We start from the raw sequence: 26,143 nt of genomic DNA, 5'->3' as shown, positions 1-26,143 counted from the left end.
GTGCCGAGTACATCCAGATGGTCACCGAATGGTGCAAGCACTACAGCCGGCTGCCGGTGATTGTGAACTCACGAGCCCAACATCACCGATGTGCGCTTTCCGCGCGCGCGGCCAAGGCGGGCGGGCGGATGCGGTGTCGCTGATCAACACCATCAACTCGGTGATGGGCGTGAACCTGGACACCTTGGTGATGCACCCCACACCGATGGCAAGGGCTCGCACGGCGGCTACTGCGCCCGGCAGTCAGCCGATTGCGCAGAATATGGTGGCCGAGATCGCCCGTTCCGCAAACCGCTGGCCTGCCGACTCCGCATTGGCGGCATCACCACTGAAGGATGCGGCCGAATACATTGCGCTGGGCTGCGGCACGGTGCAGGTCTGCACCGCTGCGATGGTCTATGGCTTCAAGATCGTGCAGGACATGTGCGATGGCCTGTCGCATTACATGGACGCGCATGGCTTCAAGACCATCGAAGACTTCCAGGGCCGCGCCGTGCCCACCGTCAGGACTGGAAGGACCTGAACCTCAACCACATCGACAAGGCCGTGATCGACCAGGACAGCTGCATCCAGTGCGGCGCTGCCATGTGGTCTGCGAAGACACCTCGCACCAGCCATCTTCTACCAAAGTGCGGCCGTGAGCGCCGTTTTGAGGTGAACGAGGCCGAGTGCGTGGGCTGCAACCTCTGCGTGTCGATCTGCCCCGGTGCCCGACACGATTTCGATGCGCAGTCTGCAGCCCGCGAGGTGGATGCGCGTACCGGCAAGACCGTCACCGGCGAGTATGCGAACTGGACCACCCACCCCAACAACCCGTCACGGGTGGACGCGCAGATCTCCCCTTGAGCGGCGAGCGCGCCATCCGTTGTGGTGGCGCGCTTTTTGCATGACCGATGTGCTACAGGATGGAAACCAAGACTTTGGATTTGGACGCTTAGAACCTATCGATAACACCTCTCAAGGAGTGAGCAATGTCCCATGACGCGCAAGCAAGGGTGCCGCCGGCAGCGAAGCCGTGGCCTTTGGAACGACGACCTCCACCCACGCAAGCCTCGCAGCGAACGTGGACCTGTACCACTTCACGGCGTTGTGGATAGCAGTGGATGTGCATTCCGGCCTACACCTTGCCGCCAGTCTGGTCGAAGGCGGCATGTCGGCGTTCCAGCGGTCATGACGGTGTTTCTGGCCAACCTGATGTGCTGGTGCCGATGCTGCTGATCGGGCATGCGGGCGCCAAATACGGCATCCCCTATGCGGTGCTGGCCCGCGCCTCCTTCGGCACCCGGGCGCCAAGCTGCCTGCAGTGCTGCGCGCGCTGGTGGCCTGCGCTGGTATGGCATCCAGACTGGTTTGGCCCTGATGATCTATACCTTGTCGGGTGATCCTGGCCATCCGCTCGAGAGCGAGAAGATTCCTGGCTGGGCATCAATGTGGCGCAGTGGTCTGCTTCCTGGTCTTCTGGGCATCCAGTTCTACTTTGTGGTGCATGGCATCGAGTCCATCCGCAAGCTCGAGACCTATACGCGCCGGCCAAGATCGTGATCTGCTTTGTGCTGCTGTGGTGGTGTATGACAAGCGGGCGGCTTTGGTCGATCTTGACAAGCCGTCGGCCTTTGCGGCTGGCGAAGCCAAGGCCGGCCAGTTCTGGGGCACCTTCTGGCCGTCGCCACGCCATGATTGGTTTTTGGGCACCTGGCGCTGAACATCCCCGACTTCACCGCTTTGCCCGCTCGCAGCGGACCAGATCGTGGGCCAGGCCATTGGCCTCCGGTGCCCATGGGCCTGCTGGCGGCCCTGCGGTGATCGTCACCTCGGCCACCGTGGTCATCTATGGCAAGGCGCTGTGGGACCCCGTGGATGTGGCCGCGCGCATGACCGGCGCTGCAGTGCTCATCGCCCTCATCGTGCTGCTGGTCGATACGGTGAGCGTCAATCTGGCGGCCAACCTGGTGGGCCCGCCTACGACTTTTCTGCGCTGAACCCCCTACGCATCAGCTACCGCACCGGCGGCTACATCACCGGCGATTGCCATCCTGATGATGCCCTGGAAGATTCTGGAGTCCACCCAGGGCTATATCTTCACCTGGCTGATCGGCTACTCGGCACTGCTCGGCCCGATTGCCGGGATCTTGATGGTCGATTACTTCCTGATCCCCGCACCAACTCGATGTGGACGACTCTACCGCGAGGCGGCAAATAACAGCTATCCGGCGGCTGGAACTGGTGGCTGTTGCCGCATTGCCTGCGGCGTGGCGCCCAATATTCCGCTTTCTCAATGCCGCGTTCTGCCAGCTTCCCCGATGTGCAGCGATCTTCAAGGACCTGTACGCTATGCCTGTTCATCGTCTGTTCATTGCCGTGTGGTGTACCGCATCGGCATGGCCACCATGTGGTGGGTCGCAGGCCATGCTGCGGCGCGCTGAGCGCAGCAGCCGCGTTTTTGTGATTTGAACCAAGAGAGACATGATGAGCACAGCCAGCCACCCTTCTGATCCGTGTGGTACCGTCGTGAATGCGGACCGTGAAGAGCGCGCCGATGTGCTGCTGTGGACGGCAGGATTGTGGCCGTCGGTGAAGGGGCTGCGGCCAAGCACGGCCGGCACCGAAACGCTGGATGCCAGCGGCCAGTATGTGATGCCCGTGGTATCGATCCGCACACCCATATGCAGCTGCCCTTCATGGCACGGTCACCGCTGATGACTTCTTCACCGCACTGCCGCGGGCCTGGCCGTGGCACCACCAGCATATCGACTTTGTGATTCCCGCGCGCAGAGCCGCTGATGGACGCCTACCGCAAGTGGCGCGGCTGGGTGAGAAGTCGGCGGCCGACTACTCCTTCCATGTGGCGGTGACCTGGTGGAGTGAGCAGGTGCCGAGGACATGGGCGTGCTGGTGCGCGACGAGGGCATCAACAGCTTCAAGCACTTCATGGCTACAAGAACGCCATCATGTGCGATGACGAAACCCTGGTCAACAGCTTCCGGCGCGCGCTGGAGCTGGGTGCCATGCCCACCGTGCATGCCGAAAACGGCGACTGGTCTACCTGCTGCAGCAGGAGGTGGCGCGCATGGGCATCACCGGACGGAAGGCATCCGCTGTCGCGCCCGCCGATGGTGGAGGCCGAGGCCGCCAACCGGCGATTGCGATTGCCGATGTGCTGGGCGTACCCATCTATGTGGTGCATGTGAGCTGCATCGAGGCGGCCGACGCCATTGCCCGTGCCGGGCGCGCGGCCAGCGCGTCTACGGCGAGTGCTGGCCGGCCATTTGACGATTGACGACAGCGTCTACCGCCATCTGATTACCCGACGGCCGCTGCCTATGTGATGACCCCGTCGCCCCAAGGAAACAGGAGGCGCTGTGGCGCGGCCTGCAGCCGGCATCTGCACACCACGGCGACGACCACTGCACTTCTGCGCCGAGCAAAAGGCCGTGGGCAAGGACAATTTTGCCAAACCCCAATGGCACCGGAGGCGTCGAAGAGCGCATGGCCGTGTCTGGGATGCCGGGGTGACACCGGGCGCCTGACGCCCAGCGAGTTTGTTGCGATCACCTCGGCCAATACGGCCAAGCTCTTCAATGTGTACCCGCGCAAGGGCTTTGTCGGCGTGGGCGCCGATGCCGATGTGGTGCTCTGGGATCCGAAGGCGACCAAGACCTTGTCGGCCAAGACCCAGCACTCCAAGGGTGATTTCAACATCTTTGAAGGCCGGCAGGTGACAGCCTGCCCAGCCACACATCAGCCGGGGCCGCGTGGTGTATGCGAACGGCGGACCTGCGCGCCGAGAAGGGCGCAGGCCAGTATTTCAAAGCGCCGGCCTTCGGCCCCAACTTCCAGGCAGTGCAAAAGCGGGCGCAAGAGACGGCGCCCACGGCCGTGCCCGCGCGCAATGAAACAAGAGACCAAGCATGGACACGAAGTGAAGACCGATACCAGCCAGCTGCGCATCAATGGCGACCGGCTCTGGGCATCGCTGATGGAGCTGGCCCAGATTGGTGCCACGCCAAAGGCGCGTGTGCCGCCTGCCCTGACCGACCTGGACCGCCAGGGCGCGACTGGTGACACGCTGGGCCCAGGAGGCGGGTATGACGGTCACCATCGACAAGATCGGCAATGGCTTTATGCGCCGCCCAGGCGCAACAACAGCCTGCCGCCGATCATGACCGGCAGCCATATCGACACCCAGCCCACGGGCGGCAAGTTCGACGGCAACTATGGCGTGCTCGCGGCATCGAGGTGGTGCGCACGCTCAATGACCATGGCATTGAGACCGAGGCGCCCATTGAGGTGGCGTTCTGGACCAACGAGGAGGGCTCGCGCTTTGTGCCGGTGATGATGGGCTCAGGCGTGTTTGCCAAGCCTTCAGCCTGGAGCATGCCTATGCGGCAAAGACACCGACGGCAAAAGCGTCAAGGACGAGCTTGCGCGCATCGGCTACATCGGCCCGCAGGAGCCCGGCGACCACCCTATCGGCTACTACTTTGAAACCCATATCGAGCAGGCCCGGTGCTGGAGGACCATGACAAGACGATTGGCGTGTGACCGGGGTGCTGGGCAATCCGCGGTATGACTGCACGTCACCGGCATGGAAGCGCATGCCGGCCCCACGCCGATGCGCTGCGCAAGGATGCGCTGCAAGTTGCCACCCGGGTGATGCAGGAGGTGGTGGCCTGCGCGCACCGCCACCCGCCGCACGGGCGCGGCACGGTCGGCATGGTGCATGTGCATCCCAACAGCCGCAATGTGATTCCGGGCGAGGTGAAATTCAGCATCGACCTGCGCAATGCCACCGACGCCGACTGCGAGGCCATGGACCAGGATATTCGCGCGGTGGCCGCGCGCATCAGCCAGGAGACGGGGCTGACGATCAAGATCGATCTGGTGTCCAGCTACACCGCGCAACCTTTCACCCCGATTGCATCGATGCGGTGCGCGCGGCGCGCAGATGCTGGGTTACTCCCACATGGATGCCGTCTCGGGCGCGGGCCATGATGCCGTCTACATGGCGCGCCTGGCGCCAGCGGGCATGATCTTCATCCCCTGCAAGGATGGCATATCGCACAACGAGATCGAAGACGCCAAGCCCGAGCACATCACGGCCGGTTGCAATGTGCTGCTGCATGCGATGCTGGAGCGCGCAGGCCGTTGAGCCGGTGAGAGGCTGCGCGGCGGGTCTCCACCGCGCTGCAGCAGTCCAACCGCAAGGCGCTGTGAGCCTGAGGCACAAGCCATAAAAAAACCCGGCCACCTTGACGGTGCCGGTTTTTTGGTGTCTGGCACCAAGCCGCAAGGGGTCTTGCAGGCTTGATGGTGCGCTATGACAGCCGGGGCAATTACATGCCCATGCCGCCCATACCACCCATGCCGCCCATGTCGGGCATGGCAGGAGCGGATTCAGCCTTGGGGGCTTCAGCGATCATGCACTCGGTGGTCAGCAGCAGCGAAGCCACGGACGCAGCGTTTTGCAGTGCGGTGCGGGTCACCTTCGTTGGGTCCAGGATACCCATTTCCAGCATGTCGCCGTAGGTGTCGTTGGCAGCGTTGAAGCCGAAGTTGCCCGTGCCTTAAGCACGGCATCGACCACCACCGATGGCTCGCCACCAGCGTTGGACACGATTTCGCGCAGAGGCGCTTCGATGGCCTTCATCACCAGCTTGATACCAGCGTCTTGCTCGGCATTGCCGGTAGCCAGCGCGCCCACGGATTGCTTGGCGCGCAGCAGCGCCACGCCACCACCGGCCACGATGCCTTCTTCCACTGCAGCGCGGGTCGCGTGCAGGGCGTCTTCCACGCGGGCCTTCTTTTCCTTCATTTCGACTTCGGTGGCAGCGCCCACCTTGATCACGGCAACACCGCCGGCCAGCTTGGCCACGCGCTCTTGCAGCTTTTCACGGTCGTAGTCGGACGTGGCTTCTTCGATCTGAGCGCGGATTTGCTTGACGCGGGCTTCGATTTCAGCAGCTTGGCCAGCACCGTCGATGATGGTGGTGTTTTCCTTGCCGATTTCGACGCGTTGGGCTTGGCCCAGGTCTTCCAGGGTCACCTTTTCCAGCGACAGGCCCACTTCTTCAGCGATCACCTTGCCGCCGGTCAGGATGGCGATGTCTTCCAGCATGGCCTTGCGACGATCGCCAAAGCCTGGAGCCTTCACAGCCACGACCTTCAGGATGCCACGGATGGTGTTGACCACCAGCGTTGCCAGTGCTTCGCCTTCGACGTCTTCTGCAATGATCAGCAGAGGACGGCCGGCCTTGGCCACAGCTTCGAGCGTAGGCAGCAGGTCACGGATGTTGCTGATCTTCTTGTCGAACAGCAGCACGAAGGGGTTGTCCAAAATAGCGGCTTGCTTTTCTGGGTTGTTGATGAAGTAGGGCGACAGGTAGCCGCGGTCGAACTGCATGCCTTCAACGACGTCGAGTTCGTTGTCCAGCGACTTGCCTTCTTCCACGGTAATCACGCCTTCCTTGCCGACCTTGTCCATCGCGTCAGCAATGATCTTGCCCACGGATTCGTCGGAGTTGGCGGAGATCGAGCCGACTTGGGCGATTTCCTTGGAGGTGGTGGTGGCCTTGGATTGCTTCTTGAGCTCTTCCACCAGGGCGGCGACAGCCTTGTCGATGCCGCGCTTCAGATCCATCGGTTCAGACCAGCGGCCACGTACTTGGAGCCTTCGCGCACGATGGCTTGGGCCGCACGTAGCGGTCGTGGTGCCGTCACCAGCGATGTCATTGGTCTTGGAGGCCACTTCCTTCACGAGCTGAGCGCCCATGTTCTGCAGCTTGTCCTTGAGTTCCACTTCCTTGGCCACGGACACACCGTCCTTGGTCACGGTAGGGGCGCCGAACGAACGCTCGAGCACCACGTTGCGGCCCTTGGGGCCCAGGGTCACTTTGACGGCGTTAGCCAGAATGTTCACGCTTCAACCATGCGTGCACGTGCTTCACCGCCGAATACTACGTCTTTTGCTGCCATTTTGGCTCCTAAATACTTGAAAACTTGAAATGAGAATGAATGCTCGGGAGAGAAAGCGTAGCGAGCAGGTGTCAGGCTAGCGCACGGATCGCAGCAACCGGAACGTACTTGGGTACGTGAGGATTGCGAGCACCGCGCAACGACGCCTGGCGCCTGCGCAGTAGCTTTATTTCTCGACGACGGCGAAGAGGTCTTCTTCCTTCATCACAGCAGTTTCATTGCCGTCCACCTTGACCGATTGGCCAGAGTACTTGCCGAACAGCACGCGGTCGCCGACCTTCACACCCAGGGTGATGGACTCGCCCTTGTCGTTCTTCTTGCCTGGGCCGACGGCCAGCACTTCGCCTTGGTCGGGCTTTTCAGCAGCGTTGTCGGGGATGTAGATGCCCGAAGCGGTCTTGGTTTCGTTTTCCAGACGCTTAACGATCACGCGATCGTGCAGAGGACGCAGGTTCATAACAACTCCTTCAATATCAATACCAGGTTTTGATGAAAGATGGCCCGGCAGATGCCGCGCCAAATACGCAAAAATGTCTGAGAAGTGGTGGTTTTAGCACTCTACCCCTTCGAGTGCTAATAATAAGGTCATTTGATGACAGTTCAAGACTGCGGGGCTAAAAAATCGATCCAGGGGCACTGCCCGATCACGATACCTCTGCGCAAGAATCACGAAAGCGCTGGTGGGACTGAGGATGCTGCTATTGAAAGAGGTGCATCTCATGGCGGCAGCCGATCCCGCGCAGCGCACCCATGCTGCGAAGCCCGCACGGGCCCGGGCCAGATCACCGCAGCTGGAACTTCCATGCATGGGCCTGGAGGCGGCATGCCCCGGGTCAGTCCGGCAGCTCGATCTTGAGCGTGGCCGACAGCATCTGCACCAGCAAGCCTCGGCCTGGGCGAAGTCACCCGCGTCCAGCGCGGCCTTGTTTTGCAGCAGCGCAAACTGGGTTTGCTGGTCGACATAGCCTTGGGTGATGGCCCAGATGCTGAACATCAGGTGCTGGAAATTGACGGCGCAATCAGGCCTTGTTCGGCCCAATGCGCAAACGCTGCCACATTGGCTGCCAGCAACGGGCGATGCGCTCGCGCACGGCCGAGGCGGCAAAGGGCGCGCCAGCAATCATCTCCTTGGTGAACAGCTGGCTGCCATAAGGGCGGGTGCGTGCAAATTCGAACTTCTCGCGGATGTACTGGCGGATCTGCTGGGCCGGGTCGCCGTCTTGGACAGGCCTGTCATATGGCCCAGCCAGTCGTCGATCACCGATGCCAGCACGGCCTGGTACAGCGCCTCCTTGCTGGGGTAGTAGTACAGCAGGTTGTGGCGGCTAAAGCGGCATCCTGCGCGATCTGCTCCAGCGGAGCACCTTCAAAACCCAGCAATGCGAAATGCCGCTCTGCCGAGCCCAGGATCAGGTCAATCTTGCGCAGACGGGCCGCACTGGTTTGCGTGCCATCTCTGCAGTGGCTGCCTGCGAGAGCGCTGGCGGTGTGGGAAGGGCATCATTCATGAGCCTGTATTGTCTGGCATTTGCGATCGCCGATGGCGCGGCTGCATGAAGAACCTGCTGGTCGCGGGCGATCTCCTCGCGCTGTGACGCTGTCCTGGTGGACTGTCTGGCAGACCCGTCTGCTGCCTTGCTCACCGAGCCGGCTTGGATGACGCATCCATCGAAGGCGTGGGCAACGATGCGCGCTCTGGACCGTGGCAACTGGGAGCGGTTGTTGCGGCGTCATTGGCTTTTTTGTGCGCACCAAGCAGCGGACACCAGCATAAAAAAAGGCAACGCATTGTGCGTTGCCTTGGATACCAAGTGGTGCCTTGCGGCACCGGGCATGCTGCCCGGCTTGGGGTAATTATTGTGGGCGGCTGTTGGTTGGGAAAGGCCATGCCGCATTGGTGCTGAGCACGGTCTTGACAGCTCTGCAGCAGCAGCGCAGCTGCTGGGGCCTTGGCAGGAGCAGCAGCCTTCTTGGCGGAGCAGCCTTCTTCGCGGGTGCTGGAACCTTGGCAGGAGCAGCGGCCGTCTTGGCGGGTGCTGGAGCCTTGGCAGGAGCAGCAGCCTTCTTCGCAGGAGCAGCGGCCTTCTTCGCAGGAGCAGCGGCCTTCTTGGCGGGAGCTGCGGCCTTCTTGGCTGGAGCTGCGGCCTTCTTCGCGGGAGCAGCGGCCTTCTTCGCAGGAGCAGCAGCCTTCTTCGCAGGAGCAGCAGCCTTCTTGGCAGGAGCAGCGGCCTTCTTGGCTGGAGCTGCAGCCTTCTTGGCTGGAGCAGCAGCCCTCTTGGCAGGAGCAGCGGCCTTCTTGGCAGGAGCAGCGGCCTTCTTGGCAGGAGCAGCGGCCTTCTTGGCAGGAGCAGCGGCCTTCTTGGCAGGAGCAGCGGCCTTCTTGGCAGGAGCTGCGGCCTTCTTGGCGGGAGCTGCGGCCTTCTTCGCAGGAGCGGCAGCCTTCTTGGCAGGAGCGGTAGCCTTCTTCGCAGGAGCGGCAGCCTTCTTCGCAGGAGCTGCAGCCTTCTTAGCTGAGCAGCGGCCTTCTTCACGGCAGTCTTGGCAGCTGCTGTGGATTTGGTTGCGGGCTTGGCGGCGGCTTTCTTGGCGGCTGGCTTAGCAGCGGCCTTTTTGGCGACGGCCTTGGCAGCAGGCTTTGCCGCTGCCTTTGTGGCGGCTGGCTTGGCAGCGGCCTTGGGCTTTGCAGCTGCCTTGGGGGCGCTGCCTTGGTTGCAACTGCCTTCTTGGCAGTTGCCTTGGTGTCAGCAGTTTTCTTGCTTGCTTTGGACGTTGCCATGCTCTTCTCCTTCGGTCAATTTAGAAAGCAGACTTCATGCCTGATTGAATTCGACACGAAGTTTTGATAGCAAACTGAATTGTGATCAGCTGCTAGCAACTGGCATAGTGCAAACCTCAATAAAGACGCAAATTTCACAGTTTTCTCTCAGGAAAACCACATTCTGACGAGGTTTGCACATCAAGTCGGCGTCAATCCCAGGAAAGCGCGCCACCGGACTGGTATTCGATGACCCGTGTCTCGAAGAAATTTCGCTCCTTTTTCAGGTCGATCATCTCGCTCATCCACGGGAAGGGTTGTCCTCGTTGGGGTACAAAGCATCCAGGCCGATCTGCGTTGCGCGGCGGTTGGCGATGTAGCGCAGGTAGCCTTTGAACATCGATGCGTTCATGCCCAGCACACTCTTGGCATCGTGTCTTCGCGTATTGGTATTCAAGTTCGACTGCCTGAATAAACAAGGCCTTGATCTCGTCCTTGAACGCGCTGGTCCACAGCTGCGGGTTCTCCAGCTTGAGCTGGTTGATCAGGTCGATGCCGAAGTTGCAGTGCATGGACTCGTCGCGCAGGATGTACTGGTACTGCTCGGCTGCGCCCGTCATCTTGTTCTGGCGGCCCAGCGCCAGGATCTGCGTGAAGCCGACATAGAAGAACAGGCCCTCCATCAGGCAGGCAAAAACGATCAGGCTTTTGAGCAAGGTCTGGTCGGTCTGCGGCGTGCGGTCTGGAAGTGGGGGTCCATGATCGCCTCGATGAAGGGGATCAGAACGCATCCTTGTTGCGGATCGAGGGAACCTCGTTGTAGCGTTGAAGATCTCGGCCTCATCCAAGCCCAGCGACTCCACGATGTACTGGTAGGCATGCGTGTGGATGGCTTCTTCAAAGGCTGCGCAGCAGAAACTGGCGGCACTCCGGCGCAGTGATGTGGCGGTAGGTGCCCAGCACAATGTTGTTGGCGGCCAGCGAATCGGCGGTGACGAAAAAGCCCAGGTTGCGCTTGACGATGCGGCGCTCGTCCTCGGTCAGGCCATGGGGCGATTTCCACAGCGCGATGTCGCGCGTCATGTTTACTTCTTGAGGCATCCAGTGGTTGGCGCAGGTGGCCAGGTATTTCTCCCAGGCCCATTTGTATTTGAAGGGCACCAGCTGGTTGACATCGGTCTTGGCGTTGATGATTCGCTTGTCGGCGGCATGGACGCGCTTGAATGTGGCGGCTGGGGATGCGGCAGGCGATGCAGAGGGCGAGGCCGCAGAGGTGGCCGGCGCGGCTGGTGTGGCCAGCGCGTCCATCGAATCTTCTTCAAAGCTCAACATGAATGAATGCTCCTGGTGGGGGCCGCGGCTGCGGCCAGGTTCAGACGGTTAGCAGCTCTTACTGGCAGGCTTCGCAGCCGGGTCATCGATGGCGCAAAAGCGGATGTCGGTGCCGGGCGCGGCGGACTGCGATGCAGCAGCGGCGGCGTGGGCGACAGCCTGGGCGACGGGCGACGCATAGCTGCTGGGCACGGCATTGAGCACGCGGCTTTGGATGGTGGATTTCTCGGCCTGCGTGGCGCTGGTGGTGCGCAGGTAGTAGGTGGTCTTGAGGCCACGCACCCAGGCGAGCTTGTAGGCATCGTCGAGCTTCTTGCCCGAGGCCCCTGCCATATAGATATTGAGGCTTTGCGCCTGGTCTATCCATTTCTGGCGCCGGGAGGCCGCTTCACCAACCAGACGGGTCGACCTCAAAGGCTGTCGCATACAGGGCCTTGAGTGCGTGGGGCACGCGGTCGATGGGCGCAGCGAGCCATCGAAATGCTTGAGGTCCATGACCATCACATCGTCCCACAGCCCAGCGCTTTGAGGTCGCGCACCAGGTACTGGTTGATGACGGTGAACTCGCCCGAGAGGTTGGACTTGACCGAGAGGTTGCCAAACGAGGGCTCGATCGAGGCATCGACACCGACGATGTTGGAGATGGTGGCGGTGGGCGCAATGGCCACGCAGTTGGAGTTGCGCATGCCGTCCTGCGCGATCTTGCGGCGCAGCGCCTCCCAGTCCAGGCGCATGCTGCGGTCGACCTGCACATAGCCGGCCTGGCGCGCGCCTGGGCGAGCAGGTCCAGTGTGTCCAGCGGCAAGATGCCTTGGCTCCAGAGCGAGCCGGGGTAGCTGCTGTAGACGCCGCGCTCGCGCGCCAGCTCGGTCGATGCCCAGTAGGCGTAGTAGCAGACGGCTTCCATCGAGGTGTCGGCAAACTGCACGGCCGCATCGCTGGCGTAGGGGATGTGCAATTGGTAGAGGCTGTCCTGAAAGGCCATGATGCCCAGGCCCACCGGGCGGTGGCGCAGGTTGGAGTCGCGTGCCTTGCCCACCGCGTAGTAGTTGATGTCGATGACGTTGTCGAGCATGCGCATGGCCGTGGCGATCGTGCGCTTGAGCTTGTCATGGTCAAGCGCCAGCCGCCTTGGCCGTCGTCCTTCAGGTGGCGTGCCAGGTTGACCGAGCCCAGGTTGCAGACGGCGGTTTCCGTGTCGCTGGTGTTGAGCGTGATCTCGGTGCAGAGGTTGGACGAGTGCACGACGCCGGCATGCTGCTGTGGGGAGCGCAGGTTGCAGGCATCCTTGAAGGTGATCCAGGGGTGGCCGGTCTCGAACAGCATCGACAGCATCTTGCGCCACAGATCGACCGCGGGCACGGTCTTGCTCAGCGCCAGCGCGCCGCTGCCGCCTGGGCTTCGTAGGCGGTATAGGCACGCTCGAAATCCTGGCCAAAGCGGTCATGCAGATCGGGCACATCGGAGGGGGAGAACAAGGTCCACATGCCTTTTTCCATGACCCGTTGCATGAACAGATCGGGGATCCAGTGGCGGTGTTCATGTCGTGGTGCGGCGGCGGTCATCGCCGGTGTTCTTGCGCAGCTCCAGAAACTCCTCGATGTCCAGATGCCAGGTCTCCAGGTAGGCGCAGACGGCGCCCTTGCGTTTGCCGCCCTGGTTGACGGCCACGGCCGTGTCGTTGACCACCTTGAGAAAGGGCACCACGCCTTGCGACTCGCCATTGGTGCCCTTGATGCGGGCGCCCATTGCACGCACCGGCGTCCAGTCATTGCCCAGACCGCCGGCAAACTTGGACAGCAAGGCGTTTTCGCGGATCGCATCGTAGATGCCGCCCAGGTCATCGCCACCGTGGTCAGGTAACACGACGACAGCTGCGAGCGCAGGGTGCCGCTGTTGAACAGGGTGGCGTGGATGACATGAAGTCAAAGGACGAGAGCAGGTCATAGAACGCGATGGCGCGTGCATTGCGGTCGTCCTCCTTCAGCGCCAGGCCCATGGCCACGCGCATGAAGAAGCCTGGGGCAACTCGATGCGCTGCTGGCGTACATGCAAAAAATAGCGGTCGTACAGGGTCTGCAGACCCAGGTAGTCAAACTGCAGATCACGCTCGGGCTGGAGAGCGGCGGCCAGCCGGTGCAGGTCAAAGTCCAGCATCTCGGGGCGAGCAGTTCGTGCTCAACCCCTTGCGCGACAAAGCCGGGGAAGTAGCTGCGGTAGGCCGCGCCCATATCGGCACTGCTGACGTCCTGGCCGATCACTTCGCGCGTGATGGTGTGCAGCAGCAGGCGCGCGGTGACAAAGCTGTAGTCCGGGTCCTTTTCGATCAAGGTGCGGGCAGCCAGAATGGAGGCCTTGAACACCTCGTCCATGTGGACGCCGTCATAGAGGTTGCGCAGGGTCTCGCTGAGGATGGGCGCGGGGTCGACGTCTGGCCCAGGCCCTGGCAGGCTGCGGCAATGCGGTCATGGAGTTTTTTTGACATCAAGCACCACCTGCTGGCCCCGGTCCTGCACATGCAAGCTGCATGGGCCGGCGTGTGCTGGGCCTGGAGCTGGCACGCTCCTGGTTGCGGCGCTCGCGGTACAGCACATAGCGCGTGCCACCTCATGGTTGCCGCCGCGCATCAGGCCCAGCTCGACCTGGTCCTGCACATCTTCGATATGGAAAGTGCCGCCGCCGGGCGCGAGCGCATCAGCGCGCGCACCACCGTGTGGGTCAGGTTCTCGACCACTTCGCGCACACTGGCCGATGCCGAGCCCTGGCTGCCATGCACGGCCAGGAACGCTTTCATGATGGCGGTGGTGATCTTGGGGGCTCGAAAGGACGACTGCTCCGTTGCGCCGCATGATCTGGTAGTCCGCAGTACGGTAAATCCATCCAGGGTGCGCGAGCTGGCGGCCGGTGCGGCTCGTTGCTCGAAAGCGAAGCAGCGCTCATGATGTCCTCTCTGTGGTGCGTGAAAAGCCGAGAAACAGCGCTGTGCATGCCGGTATCACTGAGCCGCTGGATACCACCTCACACTACATATAGTGTTTTATTAAGCGCTGGACACTACCTGTAGTGTATGGCGCAATGCATGGTTTGTGTGTAGTGCCGATGACCATGCTGCGCAGCAAAACGGCGGCTACTGCGCATGGCGTCGTGGTTTGCGCCTGCAAACCACCACTGTGCGTGTGTTTCTGCGCCATCTGCGTTGCAGAGCCTGCGTAAAACTTAGGCATTGCATCTGAAAAAAAATTTTTCAGATGTGGGAAATTGCTGTGTTTTTGAAGTGCGCATGCCATCAGCTGCATGCGGATGCGTGAAAAATGCAGGCTGTTTAGAGGGTTGGCCTATAGCCTGATTTAGAGCTGCCAATACGGGCCAGCAAACCAACGGTTTGCGGTTGGAACGAGGCACACCGCCGCAGGCCGTACAAGCGTAGGGCAAGGTGGGGCAACGACGATCAAGGGGGTGTTGCTGGCTCTCAGAGATGCAGTGAGGCAGGAAACATGGATGCCGGCCAGGCCAGATCCTGCTGCAGCTGGGGCCACAAAAATCCTGGGCCCGGGTCGTTCTTGCGGCTGGCGCAATGTGTTCGTGGCCGGCGATATAGGCGATCGCATACTGGCGCGGATCTGCTGGCACAGCTGCACCAGACTGTGGTACTGGGCGGGCTCGAAAGTCTCGCCCTCCAGGCCTTCGAGCTCGATGCCGATGGAGTCGTCATTGCAGCGCGGCCGGCCGCGCCAGAACGACTGGCCGGCATGCCAGGCGCGCTGGTCGGCGCTGACAAACTGCCACACCACGCCTTGGCGCGTGATGAAGAAATGCGAGGACACCTGCAGGCCCCGGATGCTCTGGAAGTAGGGGTGCGCATCCAGTCGAGCTGGTTGGTAAAGAGCCGCTGCACATCCCCCGTGCCGTAGATGCCCGGCGGCAGGATCGAGTGGACGACCACCAGATCGATGCATGCCCCTCGGGCCGGGACTGTAATTGGGCGAGGGGCAGTGCGTGGCCGTGCGCAGCCAGCCTTTTTGCCAGAGCGCAGCTTGCGGCGCGGTGGCAGCGTGGGGAGCGGGGGCGCCGGCGGCGTCTCGGGCAGATCTTGGGGCATGGCGTTGGGCCCTAGGGCTGCACCCCATCGCTGGGGTCATGGATCTGCAGCCGCTCATGCGGTAGCGGATCTGGCGCAGGCTGATGCCCAGGCGGTTGGCCGCTGCGGTGCGGTTAAAGCCAAACTCCTGCAGCGCGCGCACGAGGATGTCGCGCTCGATGCCATCGAGCCAGGCCTGCAGATCGGCGGGCAGATCCTGTGGCGGCGCAAAGCCGTGGAGGCGCTGAGGCGCGACGGCTGCGGCCTTTGGCGCGGGCGTGGGCTGCTCATAGGCAGGGGCCGGCTCTGCAGCCTGGCTGTGCACGGGCGCCGGATGCGCGGCATCGGCCCGGGCCGGCTCCACATCCAGAAACGCGCCATCGCTCAAGGCGACCGAGCGCAGCAACAGGTTTTCCAGCTCGCGCACATTGCCCGGCAGTGCATGGCCTGCCAAGGTGTGCAGCGCCTGGGCGCTGAGCTGGGGCACCGGCTGGCCGCTCTCGCTGGCGATGCGCTCGAGCAGCGCCTGGCACAGCGCAGGCACATCTTCGCGGCGCTCGCGCAGCGGCGGGATGAAGATGTCAATGACGTTGAGCCGGTAGTACAAGTCCTGGCGAAAGCGCCCGTCTGCACGTCGGCCGCCAGGTCGCGGTGGGTGGCACTGACGATGCGCACATCGACCGCTTCTTCCTGTTGCGAGCCCAGGGCCGCACCTTGCGCTCCTGGATCGCACGCAAGAGCTTGGCCTGCATCGACAGCGGCAGCTCGCCGATTTCATCGAGGAAGAGGGTGCCACCATGGGCTGCCTGGAAAAAGCCTTCGCGGTCCTGGTTCGCGCCGGTGTAGGCGCCTTTGCGGGCACCAAAGAACTCCGCTTCGAGCAGGTTCTCGGGATGGCGCCGCAGTTGACGGCCACCATCGGCCCGCTGGCCCGCTGGCTGTTGCGGTGCAAGGACTGGGCCACCAGCTCCTTGCCGGTGCCCGATTCGCCGCGCACCAAAATGGGCGCCATGCTGCCGGCCACCTTGGCAATGCGCTCGCGCACCTGCTGCATCACCAGCGACGGGCCGATCAATTCGCGCTGGGCCGGGGGGCAGGCGGGTGGGCGTGCCGGGCTGCGGCGCCGCTTGAAAAGCGGACTGCGCCGGGCCAGCGCAGCGGCATCCTGCAGCCCCTGGCAGGCGGACGCCACCACCTGGCGAAACTGCTTGAGGTCCACCGGCTTGGTCAGGTAGTCAAACGCGCCTTCGCGCAGGGCCGCGACGGCATTGTCGGCCGAGCCATAGGCGGTCATGACGATGGCGCGCTCGCTGCGGCCCTGGCTGCGCAGGTCCTGCAGCAGCTCCATGCCCAGGCCATCGGGCAGGCGCATGTCGGTGATCAGAATCTCGAAGCGGCGCTGCTGCAGCTGGGCGCGCGCTTCCTGCACCGAGCCGGCGTGTAGACCCGGTAGCCTTCGCGCAGCAAGGTCAGCTCATAAAGGGTTCTGAGGTCGGGCTCATCGTCCACGACCAGAACAGTGGTGTTTTCAAAACTCATGCCTGGTGGATCAAATCAGTCTGCTGGGGATGCGCGGGGCTGGCGGCCCGGCGAAACTGCACTATGAAGGCATTGCCCTGTGCCAGCTCGGGCAGCGCTGCGCTCTGCCTTTCATAGCGGATCATAGCGCCATGGCGGGTGCACAGCTCGCGGCAGATGTACAGGCCCAGGCCGCTCGATCGGCTCTCGGAGGAGAAGAAGGGCTCGAACAGATGCTTTTCGATGGTCGGCTCGATGGGCGCGCCATCGCTCCACACGACCAAGGTGGTGGTGCCCGTCAGGCTGCTGTGCGTGCTGACACGCAAGGAGTCTGCACAGTCCCGGCGGTAGCGCTGGCCGTTGTTGAGCAGGTTGTAGAGCAGCTGGCGCAGGTGTCCGGTATCAAAGGCCACCAGGCTGTCCTCGGCACTGAGCGACAGCGCCACGGTGGTGGGCGGCGGGGCCAGCGCCATCCAGTCATGGCAGATGTGCAGCACGGTCTCATTGAGGGCAATGGAGTCGCCATCGCCGGCTGGATCTGGTTATGTACGCGGGCAATGTCCAGAATATCTTCGGCAATGCGGCCCAGGCGCTGGGCATTTTGCTCGACCATGTAGGTCAGGCGCTTCTGGCCCGGGTCGGTCAGCTCCTCATCGAGCAGCGCATTGCCTGGGTGATGGCCGTCAGCGGGTTGCGGATTTCATGGCCACGGCCGCGGACATACGCCCCATTGCCGCCATTTTCTCGTGCGCAGCCGCGCCTCTATCTCACGCAGGTCATGCAAGAACACCAGGCACAGCGGTCATTGTCATGCTGCCAATGTTGCCGAAGGTGGGCAGCGGGTGGTCAGCCAGGTGCGCACATGCAGGCCAATGGGGCCATCTGCGGCGCGGTCAGCGCCAGGTCTTGCGAGAAGGCTTTTGCTCTGCAAAGGTCTGGGTGACCTGCTCGACCACACCGCGCCAGGCGGGCAGCTGCGCCAGCGCCAGTGGCAGGTGAGGGTGACCCAGCAAGGTCATGGCGCCGGGTTGGCAATACGCACCTGCAAGGCCTGATCGGCCACCAGCACGCCATCGGGCAGGTTCTGCAAGATGAGCGCATTGATTTGCTCTTGCTGGTTGGCCGCAGCGGCATTGCGCAGGCCCTGCAAGGTCTCGCGCTCCACCCGCGAGGCGAGCAGCCGCACGAGAATGCCCACCAGAAAATAGGCCGCTCCGGCGAGCCCGGCCTGCACGGTGTTCTGCGTGCCATCGGGGTCAAACACCGACAGGCGAAAACTCAGCGACTCGACAATCAGGAAAATCGTGATATAGCGCAGCTGCCCAAGGTCACCAGCCAGCCACCCAGGGTCCCGGCAAACAGCACCGCCAGCCGAACATCGGCGTCAAGGTGTAGGTGCCGGTTTTGGTCACTTCCAGCAGCGAGATCAGCAGCAGATCCATGCCGATCGTGGGCAGCCAGGCGTAGACGCGGCGCTGCGGTGGCGGCTGGTGGCTGAGCGCGGCATACAGCATGGCCGAGATGCCATAGGCCCAGCAGCGCCAGCTGCGACAGCAAGGGCCCGATTGCGCCGGCGTGATGGCCATGGCCCCAGAGCCAGCAGCAGGGCCACGAAGACGCGGCCACCAGGTAGCCGCGCCACAGGCGCTTGAAGGGGGTTTCCATCAACGCCAGCGCGGCCATCGTGGCGATGCCCAAAGCCTAGCGCTGGCCAGGCGGCAGCGCCTGGGCGAGATGGGCTTGCGAGCAGTAATGCGCGCCCTGGTAGCCGATGGCATCGGACTGCGGCAGGTGCACGCCGCAGTGCGCGCAGTGCACCATGGGCTCAGGCTTGCCCAGGCCTTTTTTGGGCGGTGGCGGCGGCGCGTTCTTGACCCGTTGGCTGCGCCACATGTGCCAGCCCACGGCCAGCACCAGCAATACCAGCAAATACTTCATGGCAGCTCAGTGTTTCAAGATGACTTCAAGGACAAAGCGCGAGCCCACGTAGGCCAGCAGCAGCAAGGTGGCGCCCACATAGAGCATGTTGACGGCGCGCTGCCCGCGCCAGCCAAAGCGCTTGCGGCCACCAGCAGCACGGCAAAGGTCAACCAGGCGAGCAGCGAGAACACCGACTTGTGGTTCCAGACCCAGGCCTTGCCGTACAGCGCCTCGCCAAACCACCAGCCGGCCACAAGGTTGCGGACAGCAGGATGAAGCCGCCGTGACAAAGCGGAAGGTCAGGCGCTCCAGCGCCAGCAGCGGCAGGCCGCCGTCGTGGCTGCCATCCTGGCGCATCTGGCGCTCGGCCCGGGTCATCAGTGCGGCATGCACGACGGCTGCGGCAAACAGGCCATAGGAGGCAATGCCAGCGCCAGGTGCAGCGGCAGCCAGGGCGAGCATTCACATGCAAAGGGCTGCCGGGGTAGACGCCGGCCAGCAGGACCGCGATGCAACCCATGGCCGACAGTGGCCAGCGTGAGCGCAGCTGCGGGTAGAGCTGCTGCTCGACCACATACACCGTCAGCACCAGCCAGGCGGTGACGGACAGCGCCGGCGCAAAGCCGAAGTGGGGCATGTCACCGATCAGGCTCCAGGCGATGGCCGCCAGGTGCAAGGCCCAGGCCGCGCGCAAGCCCAGCCGCGCGCTGGGCTCCTGCAGGCGTCGGGCCGCAAGTGCGGAATGGCGTAGGCAATAGCTGCAGCAATGCCAGTGCCCAGCCGATGGGGCTGGTGCTGGCTGCGGCAAAGGCGGGAGAGAGCATGCCCGCTATCATAGCGGCGGCGAAAGGCCTGTGTGGTCTGCGCGGGCGCTAGCGCCTCGCCATCTGCTGGCTATTGCCGGCAATAGGCCGCAGAGGCTTCCTGGGGTGCGCTACAGGCGATGCTGGTCGCGCAGACCGGTTGCGGCCGCTGGTCTTGGCCTCGTACAGCAGTTCATCGGCCCGGCGCAGGCAGTCCTCCAGGCCGTCGGTCTGGCCGCAGTGGATGGTCAGCACCCCGCAGCTCACCGTCAGCTCAGGCGCCGTGGTGGAGGCCGCATGGGCAATCGCCATCTTCTGCACTTCCTGGCGAAAGCGCTCCACCACGGCCACGGCATCGGCGTGGCCGGGCAGGATCAGTGCAAACTCCTCACCGCCAAAGCGGGCGGCCAGGTCATAAGGGCGGCGGGCATGGCGCGCCAGCGTACCTGCTACTTCTTGAGCGCCTCATCACCTTGCACATGGCCGTAGTGGTCGTTGTACAGCTTGAAGTGGTCGATATCGATCAGCGCCAGGCCCAGCGGGTCGTGCCTGCGCAGGCACAGGCGCTGGCTGCGCTGCAGCATGTCATCAAAATGCCGGCGGTTGGCCAGGTTGGTCAGGCCGTCGACCTGCGCGAGGCGCTGCAAGGCTTGGCGCTGCAGCGCCAGGTCGATCTGGTTGCGTACCCGCACACTCACCACTGCCGGCGGATGGGCTTGGAGACATAGTCGGCCGCGCCCAGGCGCAGGCCATACTCTTCGGCCGCGGCATCGCTCTGGCCGGTGATGAAGATGATCGCAATGCGGCCGTCGCCTCCTGTTTTCTCAGCTGGGTCAGCACCTCGTAGCCATTCATGCCGGGCATGCTGACATCGAGCAGCACCAGCAGCAGGCGGTGCGATTCGCGCGCGGCGATCGTGAGCGCACTGGGGCCGTCCTTGGCCAGCAGCACGCGGTACTGCTGGCCGAGCAACTCGGCGAGCATGGAGCGGTTGACGCGCTCGTCATCCACAATCAGGATGGTGGGTTGGTCGTTATCGGGCTCAGCTTGCATGGTGCGATGGTAAGGGTCTCAAGGGGGCTGGCAGCCAGATGGTCAGGGCAGTATGTGTTCGAGCCGCTCGATCGCCGCCAGCGCGGCGTCGCCGTCCAGGTCTTCCACATGCTGCAGGATCTGCTGGAGCAGCGGCGTCCAGCGCCGCCGGGCTGGCCAAGAGCATCCGCTCGAGCTCGCTGACAGCCGCATAGTCGCCGTCAGCCACCAGGCGCTTGAGGTGCTTGAGGTCCTGGCGCAGCTGGTGGCAGCGGAGGCGGGTTGGCCGCAGGCGGCGCGTCCAGCGCTGCGCTCGGCGGGGCTGGTGCAGGCTGGCGCGTGGCCAGGCCTTGCAGCAGCGTCTGCAACTGGGCGGCAAACTCGGCCGTCTCGGTATGCAGCAGGCGCTGGGGCTGGGGGGCGGGCGGTGGGCCTGCATCCACTCCCGGGCCTGGTTCTCGATGGTTTCGGCCGCCTGTACCAGGGAGGTGGCATCGAGGTAGCCCAGTGCCCCCTTGAGCGAATGGGCGAGCATGGACAGCGGCTCCCAGGCCGACTGCTGCACATGCAGCACCAGGGTCTGGGGGCATCGGCAAAGTCGCGGTAAAAGCCGGCCAGCACCCGGTCGACCCGCTCGGCATTGCCGTGGAAGCGCTGCAGCATCTTGGCGTGGTTGATGCCGGGCGTGCTGCCACGCGGGCCTCGTCGCGCAAAAATTCGGACTCGGGTGCATCCAGTGCTTCGGCACTGTTGCCAGGGCCTGCGATCCATTCGCTCAGCGTTTCGTACAGCTTGCGCTCATCAATGGGCTTGGTCAGGTGGGCATTCATGCCCGCCTCTTCAATGGCGCTGCGGTCTTCGACGCGGGCCTGTGCGGTCAGCGCAATCACCGGCAGTTGCTGCAGATGGGGCAGCTGGCGCAGCGCGCGGGTGGCGTCCAACCCATCCATCTGCGGCATGTGCACGTCCATCAGCACGGCGTCGAAATGGTGGTGCTCGAGCATGCTGAGCGCTTCGGCGCCATTGGTGGCCAGGCTCACCTGCACGCCCACGAGGCTGAGGAAGTCGGCGGCCACCTCGCGGTTGAGGGCATTGTCATCGACGACGAGCACATTTTTGCCATGCAGCTGGGATAGAGCTGGATCGGGTTGCTGTGAACCACCTGCGGTGGGCCCGAGGCACCGGGCAGTGCGCGCCGCGAGATGCTGCTGCCTTGCGACTGCAGCGCTTCCAAAATGGCATTGAACAGCACGGACTGTGTCACCGCTTGATCAGCAGGCCTTGCAGACGCAGCTCCTCGGACCTGCGCATGACCTCGTCACGGCCGTAGGCAGTCACCATCAGCACTGCCGGGGTGGCCGAGAGATGCTCTTCCTCGCGGATGCGGCGCGCCACCTCCAGCCCGTCCATGCCGGGCATGCGCCAGTCCATCAGCACCAGGCCATAGGGCGTGCCTACCGTGAGGCGAGCTGCAGATCGAAGAGGCTTGCTCGCCGGAATCCACCGTGTCGGCGCGCATGCCAAAGCCGCGCACCATCTCGGCGAGGATGTCGCGTGCGCTGGCGTTGTCGTCGACGATCAGCACGCGGTCGACCGGCGTGCCGTGGTAGCGGGCCGGCTTGGGCGCCTGCTTGAGTTGCGCGGGGTGCAACTGCACCGAGAAGTAGAAGGTGCTGCCCAGTCCCGGGCTGCTCTCGACCTTGAGCTCACCGCCCATCTGGCCCACCAGGCGCTGGCAGATGGCCAGGCCCAGACCCGAGCCGCCATAGCGCCGCGTGGTCTGGCTGTCGGCCTGCGAGAAGGGGCGAAACAGCTGGCTCATCTGCGCCGGGCTCATGCCGATGCCCGTGTCCTTGACGGTGACCTCCAGCCCGATCTTGCCAGGGGCCACGGGGCGGTTGCCGGCGGTCTCGGTGGTCTGGATGCTGATGACCACCTCGCCCAGGTGGGTGAACTTGATGGCATTGCTCACCAGGTTGTTGAGCACCTGGCTCAGGCGCAGCGGGTCGCCGCTCAGCTGCCGGGGCACATCGGGCGCGACCGAGTAGACCACCTCGATGCCCTTTTCCTCGGCGCGCAAGGTGGTGACGGCCGAGACGGTCTCGAGCACATCGTCCAGCGCGAACTCCACGTTCTCCAGGGTCAGCATGCCCGCCTCGATCTTGGAGAAATCCAGGATGTCATTGATCACCGACAGCAGTGCGTTGGCCGACAGCTCCACCTTCTCTAAGTAGTTGCGCTGCTTGGGCAGCAGCGGGGTCTGCTGGATCAGGCGCGTCATGCCGATGACGGTGTTCATCGGCGTGCGGATCTCGTGGCTCATCGTGGCCAGGAACTCGGACTTGGCGCGCTCGGCCGCTTCGGCCATCTCCTTGGCTTTTTGCAGCGCCAGCTCTGCCTCGCGCTCGCGGTGATGTCAAGCATGATGCCGTCCCAGATCGTGCCCGCTTCCTGGCGGGGTGCCGAGCGACAGCGCAGCCAGCGCAGTCCGCCATCAGGCGGATGATGCGGAAGCTGCAGTCAAACAGGCTCAGGCGCTCCAGCGCTTCGCGCTGGTGCTGCCGGTACATCGCCAGATCTGCCGGATGGATGGTTTTGATATAGGCATCGTTGTTGGCCATGATGGCCTGCGCGCTCACACCGATGAGCTTTTCAATACCGGCGCTGATGTAACTCATGCGCAAGGTCGTGGCTGAGCCTTCAACGCGGTAGATCGCGCCACTGGGGAGTTGTCGGCCAGAGCTTCCAGCCGCTGGCGCGCCTGTTCACGCTCGGACAGATCCTGCAGCGTGCCGCTGAGGCTGACGATGCGGCCACTGCTGTCATAGTCCGCCTGGCCCAGGATGCTGGCCGGGAACTGGCCGCCATCGGGCGTGTAGTGGGTCACATCAAGCCGGTAGGGCTGGCCGGTCTGGGCGCATTGCGCAATGGCCGCAGTCACCTTGGCATAGTCCTGCGGCGGCATCATGTGGGCTATGTTGTCCTGGGTCAGCTTCGGCCCTGCGGGTCCAGGCCATTCATCTCGTACATCATCTCCGAGGCTCGATCTCACCGCTGGCCAGGTCCAGCGTCCAGCTGCCGATGCGCGAGAGCCGCTCGGCGCGGCGCAGCGAGTCATAACTTTGGCGCAGCTGGTTTTCCGACTCGCGCATCTGCGTCATGTCACGCGAAATACCAGAAGGCCGATGACCTCACCGTTCTCGTTGCGGTACTGGCTCTTGATGGACTGGAAGCTGAGCCGGCGCCCATCGATCAGTGCGTGCGACTCCGACACCACGGGCGTGCTGCTCCGATAAACGGCGGCATCGTCCTCGGCAAAATTGTTGTGTCCGCCAAGGATTTCGGCGTCGGTCTTGCCAATCAGTCCCCGGGCGGCATCTTTGTGATGGCCTCGGCCGCAGGGTTGGCAAACACATAGCGGCCCTGCCTGTCCTTGACAAAGACGATGTCCGAGGTGCCGGCATCACTGCATCGAGCAGATGGGTGGAATGGCGCCACTGCTGGGTGCTTTTCTCGACCTGCTGCTCGAGCGCGGCGTTGAGCAGCTGAATTTCCTGGTCGCGGCGCACGCGCTCGGTGATGTCGTGGGAGATGGTGAAAAAGCGCTTCTCGCCCTCGACCAGCTGGCAGGTGATGTGCACCTCCACGGGAAGCAGGAGCCATCCTTGCGCTGGTGCGTATTGGTGGCCACGGTGTGTTCACCGGGCTCCATTTTCTGCCACAGGGCCAGCAATTCATCGCGGGTGTAGTCCAGCGCAAAATCGGCCACGTTCAGGGCCATCAGCTCTGCCAGGCTGTAGCCCATCTCCCGGTAGGCCTGGCTATTGACATCCAGGATCCGGCCTTGCGTATCGGTCACAAAGAAGGCGTCCGAGAAATGGTCTAGCAAGTGGCGATACGGCGTATCTGGCATCGGTGATCCTGGTCAAAGAAAGCGCCACCTCAGGTGGCGGGCAGGGCTTTGGCATTGCGGGAGGCCATGCAAGCGCGGGCACGCCCAGGCCGCGGGTGCATTGTCGCGGCTTCGGGCAGGCATTTGCGCAGCCTCAAAGGCTAAATTCGTTTGGCGCTTTACGGGCAAACATTTACCTATTGTAGGAAGCGGGCCATAGTTTCTTGCGCTGGCGGAGAGCTGCCAGCCTGGTCCGCGTCAGTTTTGGGGCGAGCGGGTAGAATCAAAGGTTTGCAGGCTGTGGCTTACAGCCCTGGCGCCAGCCGTTTTTAGCCCGGGCTCCGCTAGCGGCTACACCTGGGCGCCTCCTTTGCCACGATTACTCAAGACTCCACCCTATGGCTTCCGCACTGACCGATAAACTCTCGCGCCTCGTCAAGGAAATGCGTGGCCAGGCCCGTATCACCGAATCCAACGTCCGGACATGCTGCGTGAAGTGCGCATGGCCCTCTTGGAGGCGGATGTGGCCTTGCCCGTGGTGCGTGACTTCATTGCCCGCGTCAAGGAAAAAGCGCTGGGCCAGGAGGTTCTGGGCAGCCTCAAGCCGGGCCAGACCCTGGTGTCGATCGTCAACAAGGAGCTGGCCGCCACGATGGGCGAGGGCGTGGCCGACATCAACTTGCAGGCCCAGCCGCCTGCGGTGATCCTGATGGCCGGCTGCAAGGTGCCGGTAAGACGACCACCACGGCCAAGCTGGCCAAGCACCTGATCGAGCGGCGCAAGAAAAAGGTGCTGACCGTCTCGGGTGACGTCTACCGCCCCGCCGCTATCGAGCAGCTCAAGACTGTGACCCAGCAGCGGCGCGGAATGGTTCCCCAGCACACCCGACCAAAAGCCGTTGGATATTGCCAACGCGGCGCTCGATTACGCCAAGAAGCACTACTTTGATGTGCTCCTGGTCGATACCGCCGGGCGCCTGGCCATCGACGAAGTGCTGATGACCGAAATCCAGCAATTGCATGCGGCCTTGAAACCGTCGAGACCTTGTTTGTCGTCGATGCGATGCAGGGCCAAGACGCGATCAACACTGCCAAGGCCTTCAAGGAGGCACTGCCGCTCACCGTATCGTGCTGACCAAGCTAGACGGCGACTCGCGCGGCGGTGCGGCGCTGTCGGTGCGCCAGATCACCGGCGCGCCCATCAAGTTTGCCGGTGTGTCCGAAAAACTCGACGGCCTGGAAGTGTTCGACGCCGAGCGCCATGCGCAGCGCTGCTGGGCATGGGCGATATCGTGGCCCTGGTCGAGCAGTCTCCAAGGGCGTGGACATGGAGGCGGCCCAGAGATGGCCGAGAAGATCAAGTCCGGCGACGGCTTTGATCTGAACGACTTCCTGGGCCAGCTCCAGCAGATGAAGCAGATGGGGGCCTGTCGACCCTGATGGACAAACTGCCCTCGGACTGGCGGCAAGGCTGGCAAGGTCGACATGGACAAGGCCGAGCGCGAAGTGCGCCGCAAGGAAGGCATCATCTGCTCGATGACCCCCTATGAGCGCGCCAAGCCCGAATTCATCAAGGCCACGCGCAAGAAGCGCATTGCCGCTGGCGCTGGCGTGCAGGTGCAAGAGGTCAACGCCTGCTCAACGAGTTTGGCCAGATGCAGCAGATGATGAAGAAGATGAAGGGCGGCGGCCTGATGAAGATGATGAAGAAGATGGGCGGCATGAAGGGCATGATGGGCGGCGCATGCCAAGCTGCCGTTCTAAGAACTGTTCAAAGTCTCTACGCAGCGCGTTGGAGTGCAATCGGATGAGTTCGAAGGGGTGGAGCGCAGCTTGCACCGG

The 26,143-nt window shown here is 63.3% G+C and carries 26 protein-coding genes and 14 pseudogenes; 12 read left to right on the top strand and 28 right to left on the bottom strand.

The genetic code is table 11. The features are described 5' to 3' along the window. The 10 genes and pseudogenes from ACFODQ_RS04815 to ACFODQ_RS04770 all read left to right on the top strand — a co-directional run. Positions 1–523: pseudogene (locus ACFODQ_RS04815) on the top strand (hypothetical protein); the annotation flags it as partial. A gap of 23 nt (positions 524–546) precedes the next feature. Further along, positions 547–846: a 4Fe-4S dicluster-binding protein gene (locus ACFODQ_RS04810; RefSeq protein WP_377015413.1), complete on the top strand. Its 300-nt coding sequence runs from the start codon at positions 547–549 to the stop codon at positions 844–846. A 257-nt stretch (positions 847–1,103) separates the two neighbouring features. Next, positions 1,104–1,382, top strand: coding sequence for a cytosine permease (locus ACFODQ_RS04805; RefSeq protein ID WP_377015411.1), 279 nt, complete (start codon positions 1,104–1,106; stop codon positions 1,380–1,382). Continuing rightward, positions 1,360–1,542, top strand: a complete 183-nt coding sequence (locus ACFODQ_RS04800; protein WP_377015409.1) for a hypothetical protein — start codon at positions 1,360–1,362, stop codon at positions 1,540–1,542. Before ACFODQ_RS04805 ends, ACFODQ_RS04800 begins: the two co-directional genes overlap by 23 nt. 26 nt (positions 1,543–1,568) lie before the next feature. Beyond that, positions 1,569–2,423 (top strand): annotated as a pseudogene (locus ACFODQ_RS04795) (cytosine permease). Positions 2,424–2,463: 40 nt separating this feature from the next. Then, a complete protein-coding gene (locus ACFODQ_RS04790) occupies positions 2,464–2,697 on the top strand; it encodes a hypothetical protein (RefSeq protein ID WP_377015407.1) in 234 nt (77 codons plus the stop codon). Positions 2,698–2,755: 58 nt separating this feature from the next. Beyond that, positions 2,756–2,959 (top strand): hypothetical protein, encoded by a 204-nt coding sequence (locus tag ACFODQ_RS04785; protein WP_377015405.1) that lies wholly within the window; start codon positions 2,756–2,758, stop codon positions 2,957–2,959. Beyond that, entirely contained in the window at positions 2,949–3,188 is a 240-nt protein-coding gene (locus tag ACFODQ_RS04780) for a hypothetical protein (RefSeq protein WP_377015403.1), read from the top strand. The genes ACFODQ_RS04785 and ACFODQ_RS04780 overlap by 11 nt, the downstream gene beginning before the upstream one ends. Positions 3,189–3,325: 137 nt before the next feature. Further along, positions 3,326–3,640, top strand: a pseudogene (locus tag ACFODQ_RS04775) (amidohydrolase family protein); the annotation flags it as partial. Between the two features lie 249 nt (positions 3,641–3,889). Continuing rightward, positions 3,890–5,149, top strand: a pseudogene (locus ACFODQ_RS04770) (Zn-dependent hydrolase). Between the two features lie 184 nt (positions 5,150–5,333). On the opposite strand, the pseudogene groL reads toward ACFODQ_RS04770, so the two are convergent. From groL to ACFODQ_RS04675, 19 genes and pseudogenes are all read right to left on the bottom strand, one after another. Beyond that, positions 5,334–6,859, bottom strand: a pseudogene (gene groL / locus ACFODQ_RS04765) (chaperonin GroEL). Positions 6,860–7,138: 279 nt separating this feature from the next. Further along, positions 7,139–7,429 (bottom strand): co-chaperone GroES, encoded by a 291-nt coding sequence (locus ACFODQ_RS04760; protein WP_377015401.1) that lies wholly within the window; start codon positions 7,427–7,429, stop codon positions 7,139–7,141. Positions 7,430–7,522: 93 nt separating this feature from the next. Next, a complete protein-coding gene (locus ACFODQ_RS04755; RefSeq protein WP_377015399.1) occupies positions 7,523–7,966 on the bottom strand; it encodes a TetR family transcriptional regulator C-terminal domain-containing protein in 444 nt (147 codons plus the stop codon). Between the two features lie 25 nt (positions 7,967–7,991). Beyond that, on the bottom strand, positions 7,992–8,159 hold the full coding sequence (locus ACFODQ_RS04750) for a TetR family transcriptional regulator C-terminal domain-containing protein (protein WP_377015417.1): 168 nt from the start codon (positions 8,157–8,159) through the stop codon (positions 7,992–7,994). Beyond that, positions 8,093–8,245 carry a hypothetical protein gene (locus ACFODQ_RS04745; RefSeq protein WP_377015397.1) on the bottom strand — a complete coding sequence of 51 codons (153 nt, stop codon included), beginning with the start codon at positions 8,243–8,245 and terminating at the stop codon, positions 8,093–8,095. Before ACFODQ_RS04745 ends, ACFODQ_RS04750 begins: the two co-directional genes overlap by 67 nt. Beyond that, the gene (locus tag ACFODQ_RS04740; protein ID WP_377015395.1) at positions 8,230–8,352 is read right to left on the bottom strand and encodes a hypothetical protein; all 123 of its coding nucleotides are present in this window, start codon (positions 8,350–8,352) and stop codon (positions 8,230–8,232) included. The genes ACFODQ_RS04745 and ACFODQ_RS04740 overlap by 16 nt, the downstream gene beginning before the upstream one ends. Positions 8,353–9,939: 1,587 nt before the next feature. Beyond that, positions 9,940–10,692 (bottom strand): ribonucleotide-diphosphate reductase subunit beta, encoded by a 753-nt coding sequence (locus ACFODQ_RS04735; RefSeq protein ID WP_377015393.1) that lies wholly within the window; start codon positions 10,690–10,692, stop codon positions 9,940–9,942. Continuing rightward, positions 10,625–11,059 carry a ribonucleotide-diphosphate reductase subunit beta gene (locus ACFODQ_RS04730; RefSeq protein WP_377015391.1) on the bottom strand — a complete coding sequence of 145 codons (435 nt, stop codon included), beginning with the start codon at positions 11,057–11,059 and terminating at the stop codon, positions 10,625–10,627. The genes ACFODQ_RS04735 and ACFODQ_RS04730 overlap by 68 nt, the downstream gene beginning before the upstream one ends. A gap of 58 nt (positions 11,060–11,117) precedes the next feature. Beyond that, positions 11,118–13,908 (bottom strand): annotated as a pseudogene (locus ACFODQ_RS04725) (ribonucleoside-diphosphate reductase subunit alpha). Between the two features lie 498 nt (positions 13,909–14,406). Further along, positions 14,407–14,868: pseudogene (locus ACFODQ_RS04720) on the bottom strand (N-acetylmuramoyl-L-alanine amidase); the annotation flags it as partial. Between the two features lie 345 nt (positions 14,869–15,213). After that, positions 15,214–16,676, bottom strand: a pseudogene (locus ACFODQ_RS04715) (sigma-54-dependent transcriptional regulator); the annotation flags it as partial. Beyond that, positions 16,673–17,152 (bottom strand): sensor histidine kinase, encoded by a 480-nt coding sequence (locus ACFODQ_RS04710; RefSeq protein ID WP_377015389.1) that lies wholly within the window; start codon positions 17,150–17,152, stop codon positions 16,673–16,675. The pseudogene ACFODQ_RS04715 and the gene ACFODQ_RS04710, both read right to left, overlap by 4 nt. Before the next feature lie 396 nt (positions 17,153–17,548). Further along, a complete protein-coding gene (locus tag ACFODQ_RS04705) occupies positions 17,549–17,674 on the bottom strand; it encodes a hypothetical protein (protein WP_377015387.1) in 126 nt (41 codons plus the stop codon). Further along, on the bottom strand, positions 17,671–17,919 hold the full coding sequence (locus ACFODQ_RS04700; protein ID WP_377015385.1) for a hypothetical protein: 249 nt from the start codon (positions 17,917–17,919) through the stop codon (positions 17,671–17,673). Before ACFODQ_RS04700 ends, ACFODQ_RS04705 begins: the two co-directional genes overlap by 4 nt. A 64-nt stretch (positions 17,920–17,983) precedes the next feature. After that, positions 17,984–18,241, bottom strand: coding sequence for a hypothetical protein (locus tag ACFODQ_RS04695; RefSeq protein ID WP_377015383.1), 258 nt, complete (start codon positions 18,239–18,241; stop codon positions 17,984–17,986). A gap of 115 nt (positions 18,242–18,356) precedes the next feature. Beyond that, positions 18,357–18,593: a PP0621 family protein gene (locus ACFODQ_RS04690; RefSeq protein WP_116924594.1), complete on the bottom strand. Its 237-nt coding sequence runs from the start codon at positions 18,591–18,593 to the stop codon at positions 18,357–18,359. 6 nt (positions 18,594–18,599) lie between these two features. After that, positions 18,600–19,399, bottom strand: a pseudogene (locus ACFODQ_RS04685) (inner membrane protein YpjD). A 48-nt stretch (positions 19,400–19,447) separates the two neighbouring features. Beyond that, positions 19,448–20,070, bottom strand: a pseudogene (locus tag ACFODQ_RS04680) (GGDEF domain-containing protein). Continuing rightward, entirely contained in the window at positions 19,967–20,431 is a 465-nt protein-coding gene (locus ACFODQ_RS04675; RefSeq protein WP_377015380.1) for a response regulator, read from the bottom strand. The pseudogene ACFODQ_RS04680 and the gene ACFODQ_RS04675 overlap by 104 nt, the downstream one beginning before the upstream one ends. 54 nt (positions 20,432–20,485) lie before the next feature. Between ACFODQ_RS04675 and ACFODQ_RS04670 the strand changes: the two genes are divergently transcribed. After that, positions 20,486–20,614, top strand: coding sequence for a hypothetical protein (locus tag ACFODQ_RS04670; RefSeq protein WP_377015378.1), 129 nt, complete (start codon positions 20,486–20,488; stop codon positions 20,612–20,614). A gap of 286 nt (positions 20,615–20,900) precedes the next feature. Here ACFODQ_RS04670 and ACFODQ_RS04665 read toward each other — a convergent pair. The 9 genes and pseudogenes from ACFODQ_RS04665 to ACFODQ_RS04625 all read right to left on the bottom strand — a co-directional run. Continuing rightward, positions 20,901–20,945: pseudogene (locus tag ACFODQ_RS04665) on the bottom strand (hypothetical protein); the annotation flags it as partial. A 301-nt stretch (positions 20,946–21,246) separates the two neighbouring features. After that, positions 21,247–21,462, bottom strand: a pseudogene (locus ACFODQ_RS04660) (response regulator); the annotation flags it as partial. A 208-nt stretch (positions 21,463–21,670) separates the two neighbouring features. Next, entirely contained in the window at positions 21,671–21,829 is a 159-nt protein-coding gene (locus ACFODQ_RS04655) for a response regulator (protein WP_377015376.1), read from the bottom strand. 289 nt (positions 21,830–22,118) lie between these two features. Then, positions 22,119–22,709: pseudogene (locus tag ACFODQ_RS04650) on the bottom strand (ATP-binding protein); the annotation flags it as partial. Beyond that, positions 22,591–23,031, bottom strand: a complete 441-nt coding sequence (locus ACFODQ_RS04645; protein ID WP_377015415.1) for a hypothetical protein — start codon at positions 23,029–23,031, stop codon at positions 22,591–22,593. The pseudogene ACFODQ_RS04650 and the gene ACFODQ_RS04645, both read right to left, overlap by 119 nt. Positions 23,032–23,084: 53 nt before the next feature. Then, on the bottom strand, positions 23,085–23,378 hold the full coding sequence (locus ACFODQ_RS04640; RefSeq protein ID WP_377015374.1) for a PAS domain S-box protein: 294 nt from the start codon (positions 23,376–23,378) through the stop codon (positions 23,085–23,087). 61 nt (positions 23,379–23,439) lie between these two features. Next, positions 23,440–23,562, bottom strand: a complete 123-nt coding sequence (locus tag ACFODQ_RS04635) for a hypothetical protein (RefSeq protein ID WP_377015372.1) — start codon at positions 23,560–23,562, stop codon at positions 23,440–23,442. 208 nt (positions 23,563–23,770) lie between these two features. Further along, positions 23,771–23,908, bottom strand: coding sequence for a PAS domain-containing protein (locus tag ACFODQ_RS04630; RefSeq protein ID WP_377015370.1), 138 nt, complete (start codon positions 23,906–23,908; stop codon positions 23,771–23,773). Continuing rightward, entirely contained in the window at positions 23,874–24,269 is a 396-nt protein-coding gene (locus ACFODQ_RS04625; protein WP_377015368.1) for a PAS domain S-box protein, read from the bottom strand. The genes ACFODQ_RS04630 and ACFODQ_RS04625 overlap by 35 nt, the downstream gene beginning before the upstream one ends. A gap of 431 nt (positions 24,270–24,700) precedes the next feature. On the opposite strand from ACFODQ_RS04625, the pseudogene ffh reads away from it, so the two are divergent. After that, positions 24,701–26,065, top strand: a pseudogene (gene ffh / locus ACFODQ_RS04620) (signal recognition particle protein). Positions 26,066–26,143: the final 78 nt, after the last annotated feature.

It is taken from the genome of Comamonas sp. JC664, assembly GCF_042647185.1.
Note: the sequence above shows the minus strand (reverse complement) of the source record. Positions and strands in the feature narration are given on the sequence as shown.

Bases quoted from the DNA above. Each gene is read 5' to 3' on its own strand.
- ACFODQ_RS04805 (WP_377015411.1), top strand. From the start codon at position 1,104: ATGTGCATTCCGGCCTACACCTTGCCGCCAGTCTGGTCGAAGGCGGCA.
- ACFODQ_RS04800 (WP_377015409.1), top strand. From the start codon at position 1,360: ATGATCTATACCTTGTCGGGTGATCCTGGCCATCCGCTCGAGAGCGAG.
- ACFODQ_RS04790 (WP_377015407.1), top strand. From the start codon at position 2,464: ATGATGAGCACAGCCAGCCACCCTTCTGATCCGTGTGGTACCGTCGTG.
- ACFODQ_RS04780 (WP_377015403.1), top strand. From the start codon at position 2,949: ATGTGCGATGACGAAACCCTGGTCAACAGCTTCCGGCGCGCGCTGGAG.
- ACFODQ_RS04760 (WP_377015401.1), bottom strand. From the start codon at position 7,429: ATGAACCTGCGTCCTCTGCACGATCGCGTGATCGTTAAGCGTCTGGAA.
- ACFODQ_RS04755 (WP_377015399.1), bottom strand. From the start codon at position 7,966: ATGTTCAGCATCTGGGCCATCACCCAAGGCTATGTCGACCAGCAAACC.
- ACFODQ_RS04730 (WP_377015391.1), bottom strand. From the start codon at position 11,059: ATGTTGAGCTTTGAAGAAGATTCGATGGACGCGCTGGCCACACCAGCC.
- ACFODQ_RS04705 (WP_377015387.1), bottom strand. From the start codon at position 17,674: ATGACCTTGCTGGGTCACCCTCACCTGCCACTGGCGCTGGCGCAGCTG.
- ACFODQ_RS04695 (WP_377015383.1), bottom strand. From the start codon at position 18,241: ATGGCCATCACGCCGGCGCAATCGGGCCCTTGCTGTCGCAGCTGGCGC.
- ACFODQ_RS04690 (WP_116924594.1), bottom strand. From the start codon at position 18,593: ATGAAGTATTTGCTGGTATTGCTGGTGCTGGCCGTGGGCTGGCACATG.
- ACFODQ_RS04675 (WP_377015380.1), bottom strand. From the start codon at position 20,431: ATGCAAGCTGAGCCCGATAACGACCAACCCACCATCCTGATTGTGGAT.
- ACFODQ_RS04655 (WP_377015376.1), bottom strand. From the start codon at position 21,829: ATGCCCGGCATGGACGGGCTGGAGGTGGCGCGCCGCATCCGCGAGGAA.
- ACFODQ_RS04645 (WP_377015415.1), bottom strand. From the start codon at position 23,031: ATGGCCAACAACGATGCCTATATCAAAACCATCCATCCGGCAGATCTG.
- ACFODQ_RS04640 (WP_377015374.1), bottom strand. From the start codon at position 23,378: ATGATGCCGCCGCAGGACTATGCCAAGGTGACTGCGGCCATTGCGCAA.
- ACFODQ_RS04635 (WP_377015372.1), bottom strand. From the start codon at position 23,562: ATGCGCGAGTCGGAAAACCAGCTGCGCCAAAGTTATGACTCGCTGCGC.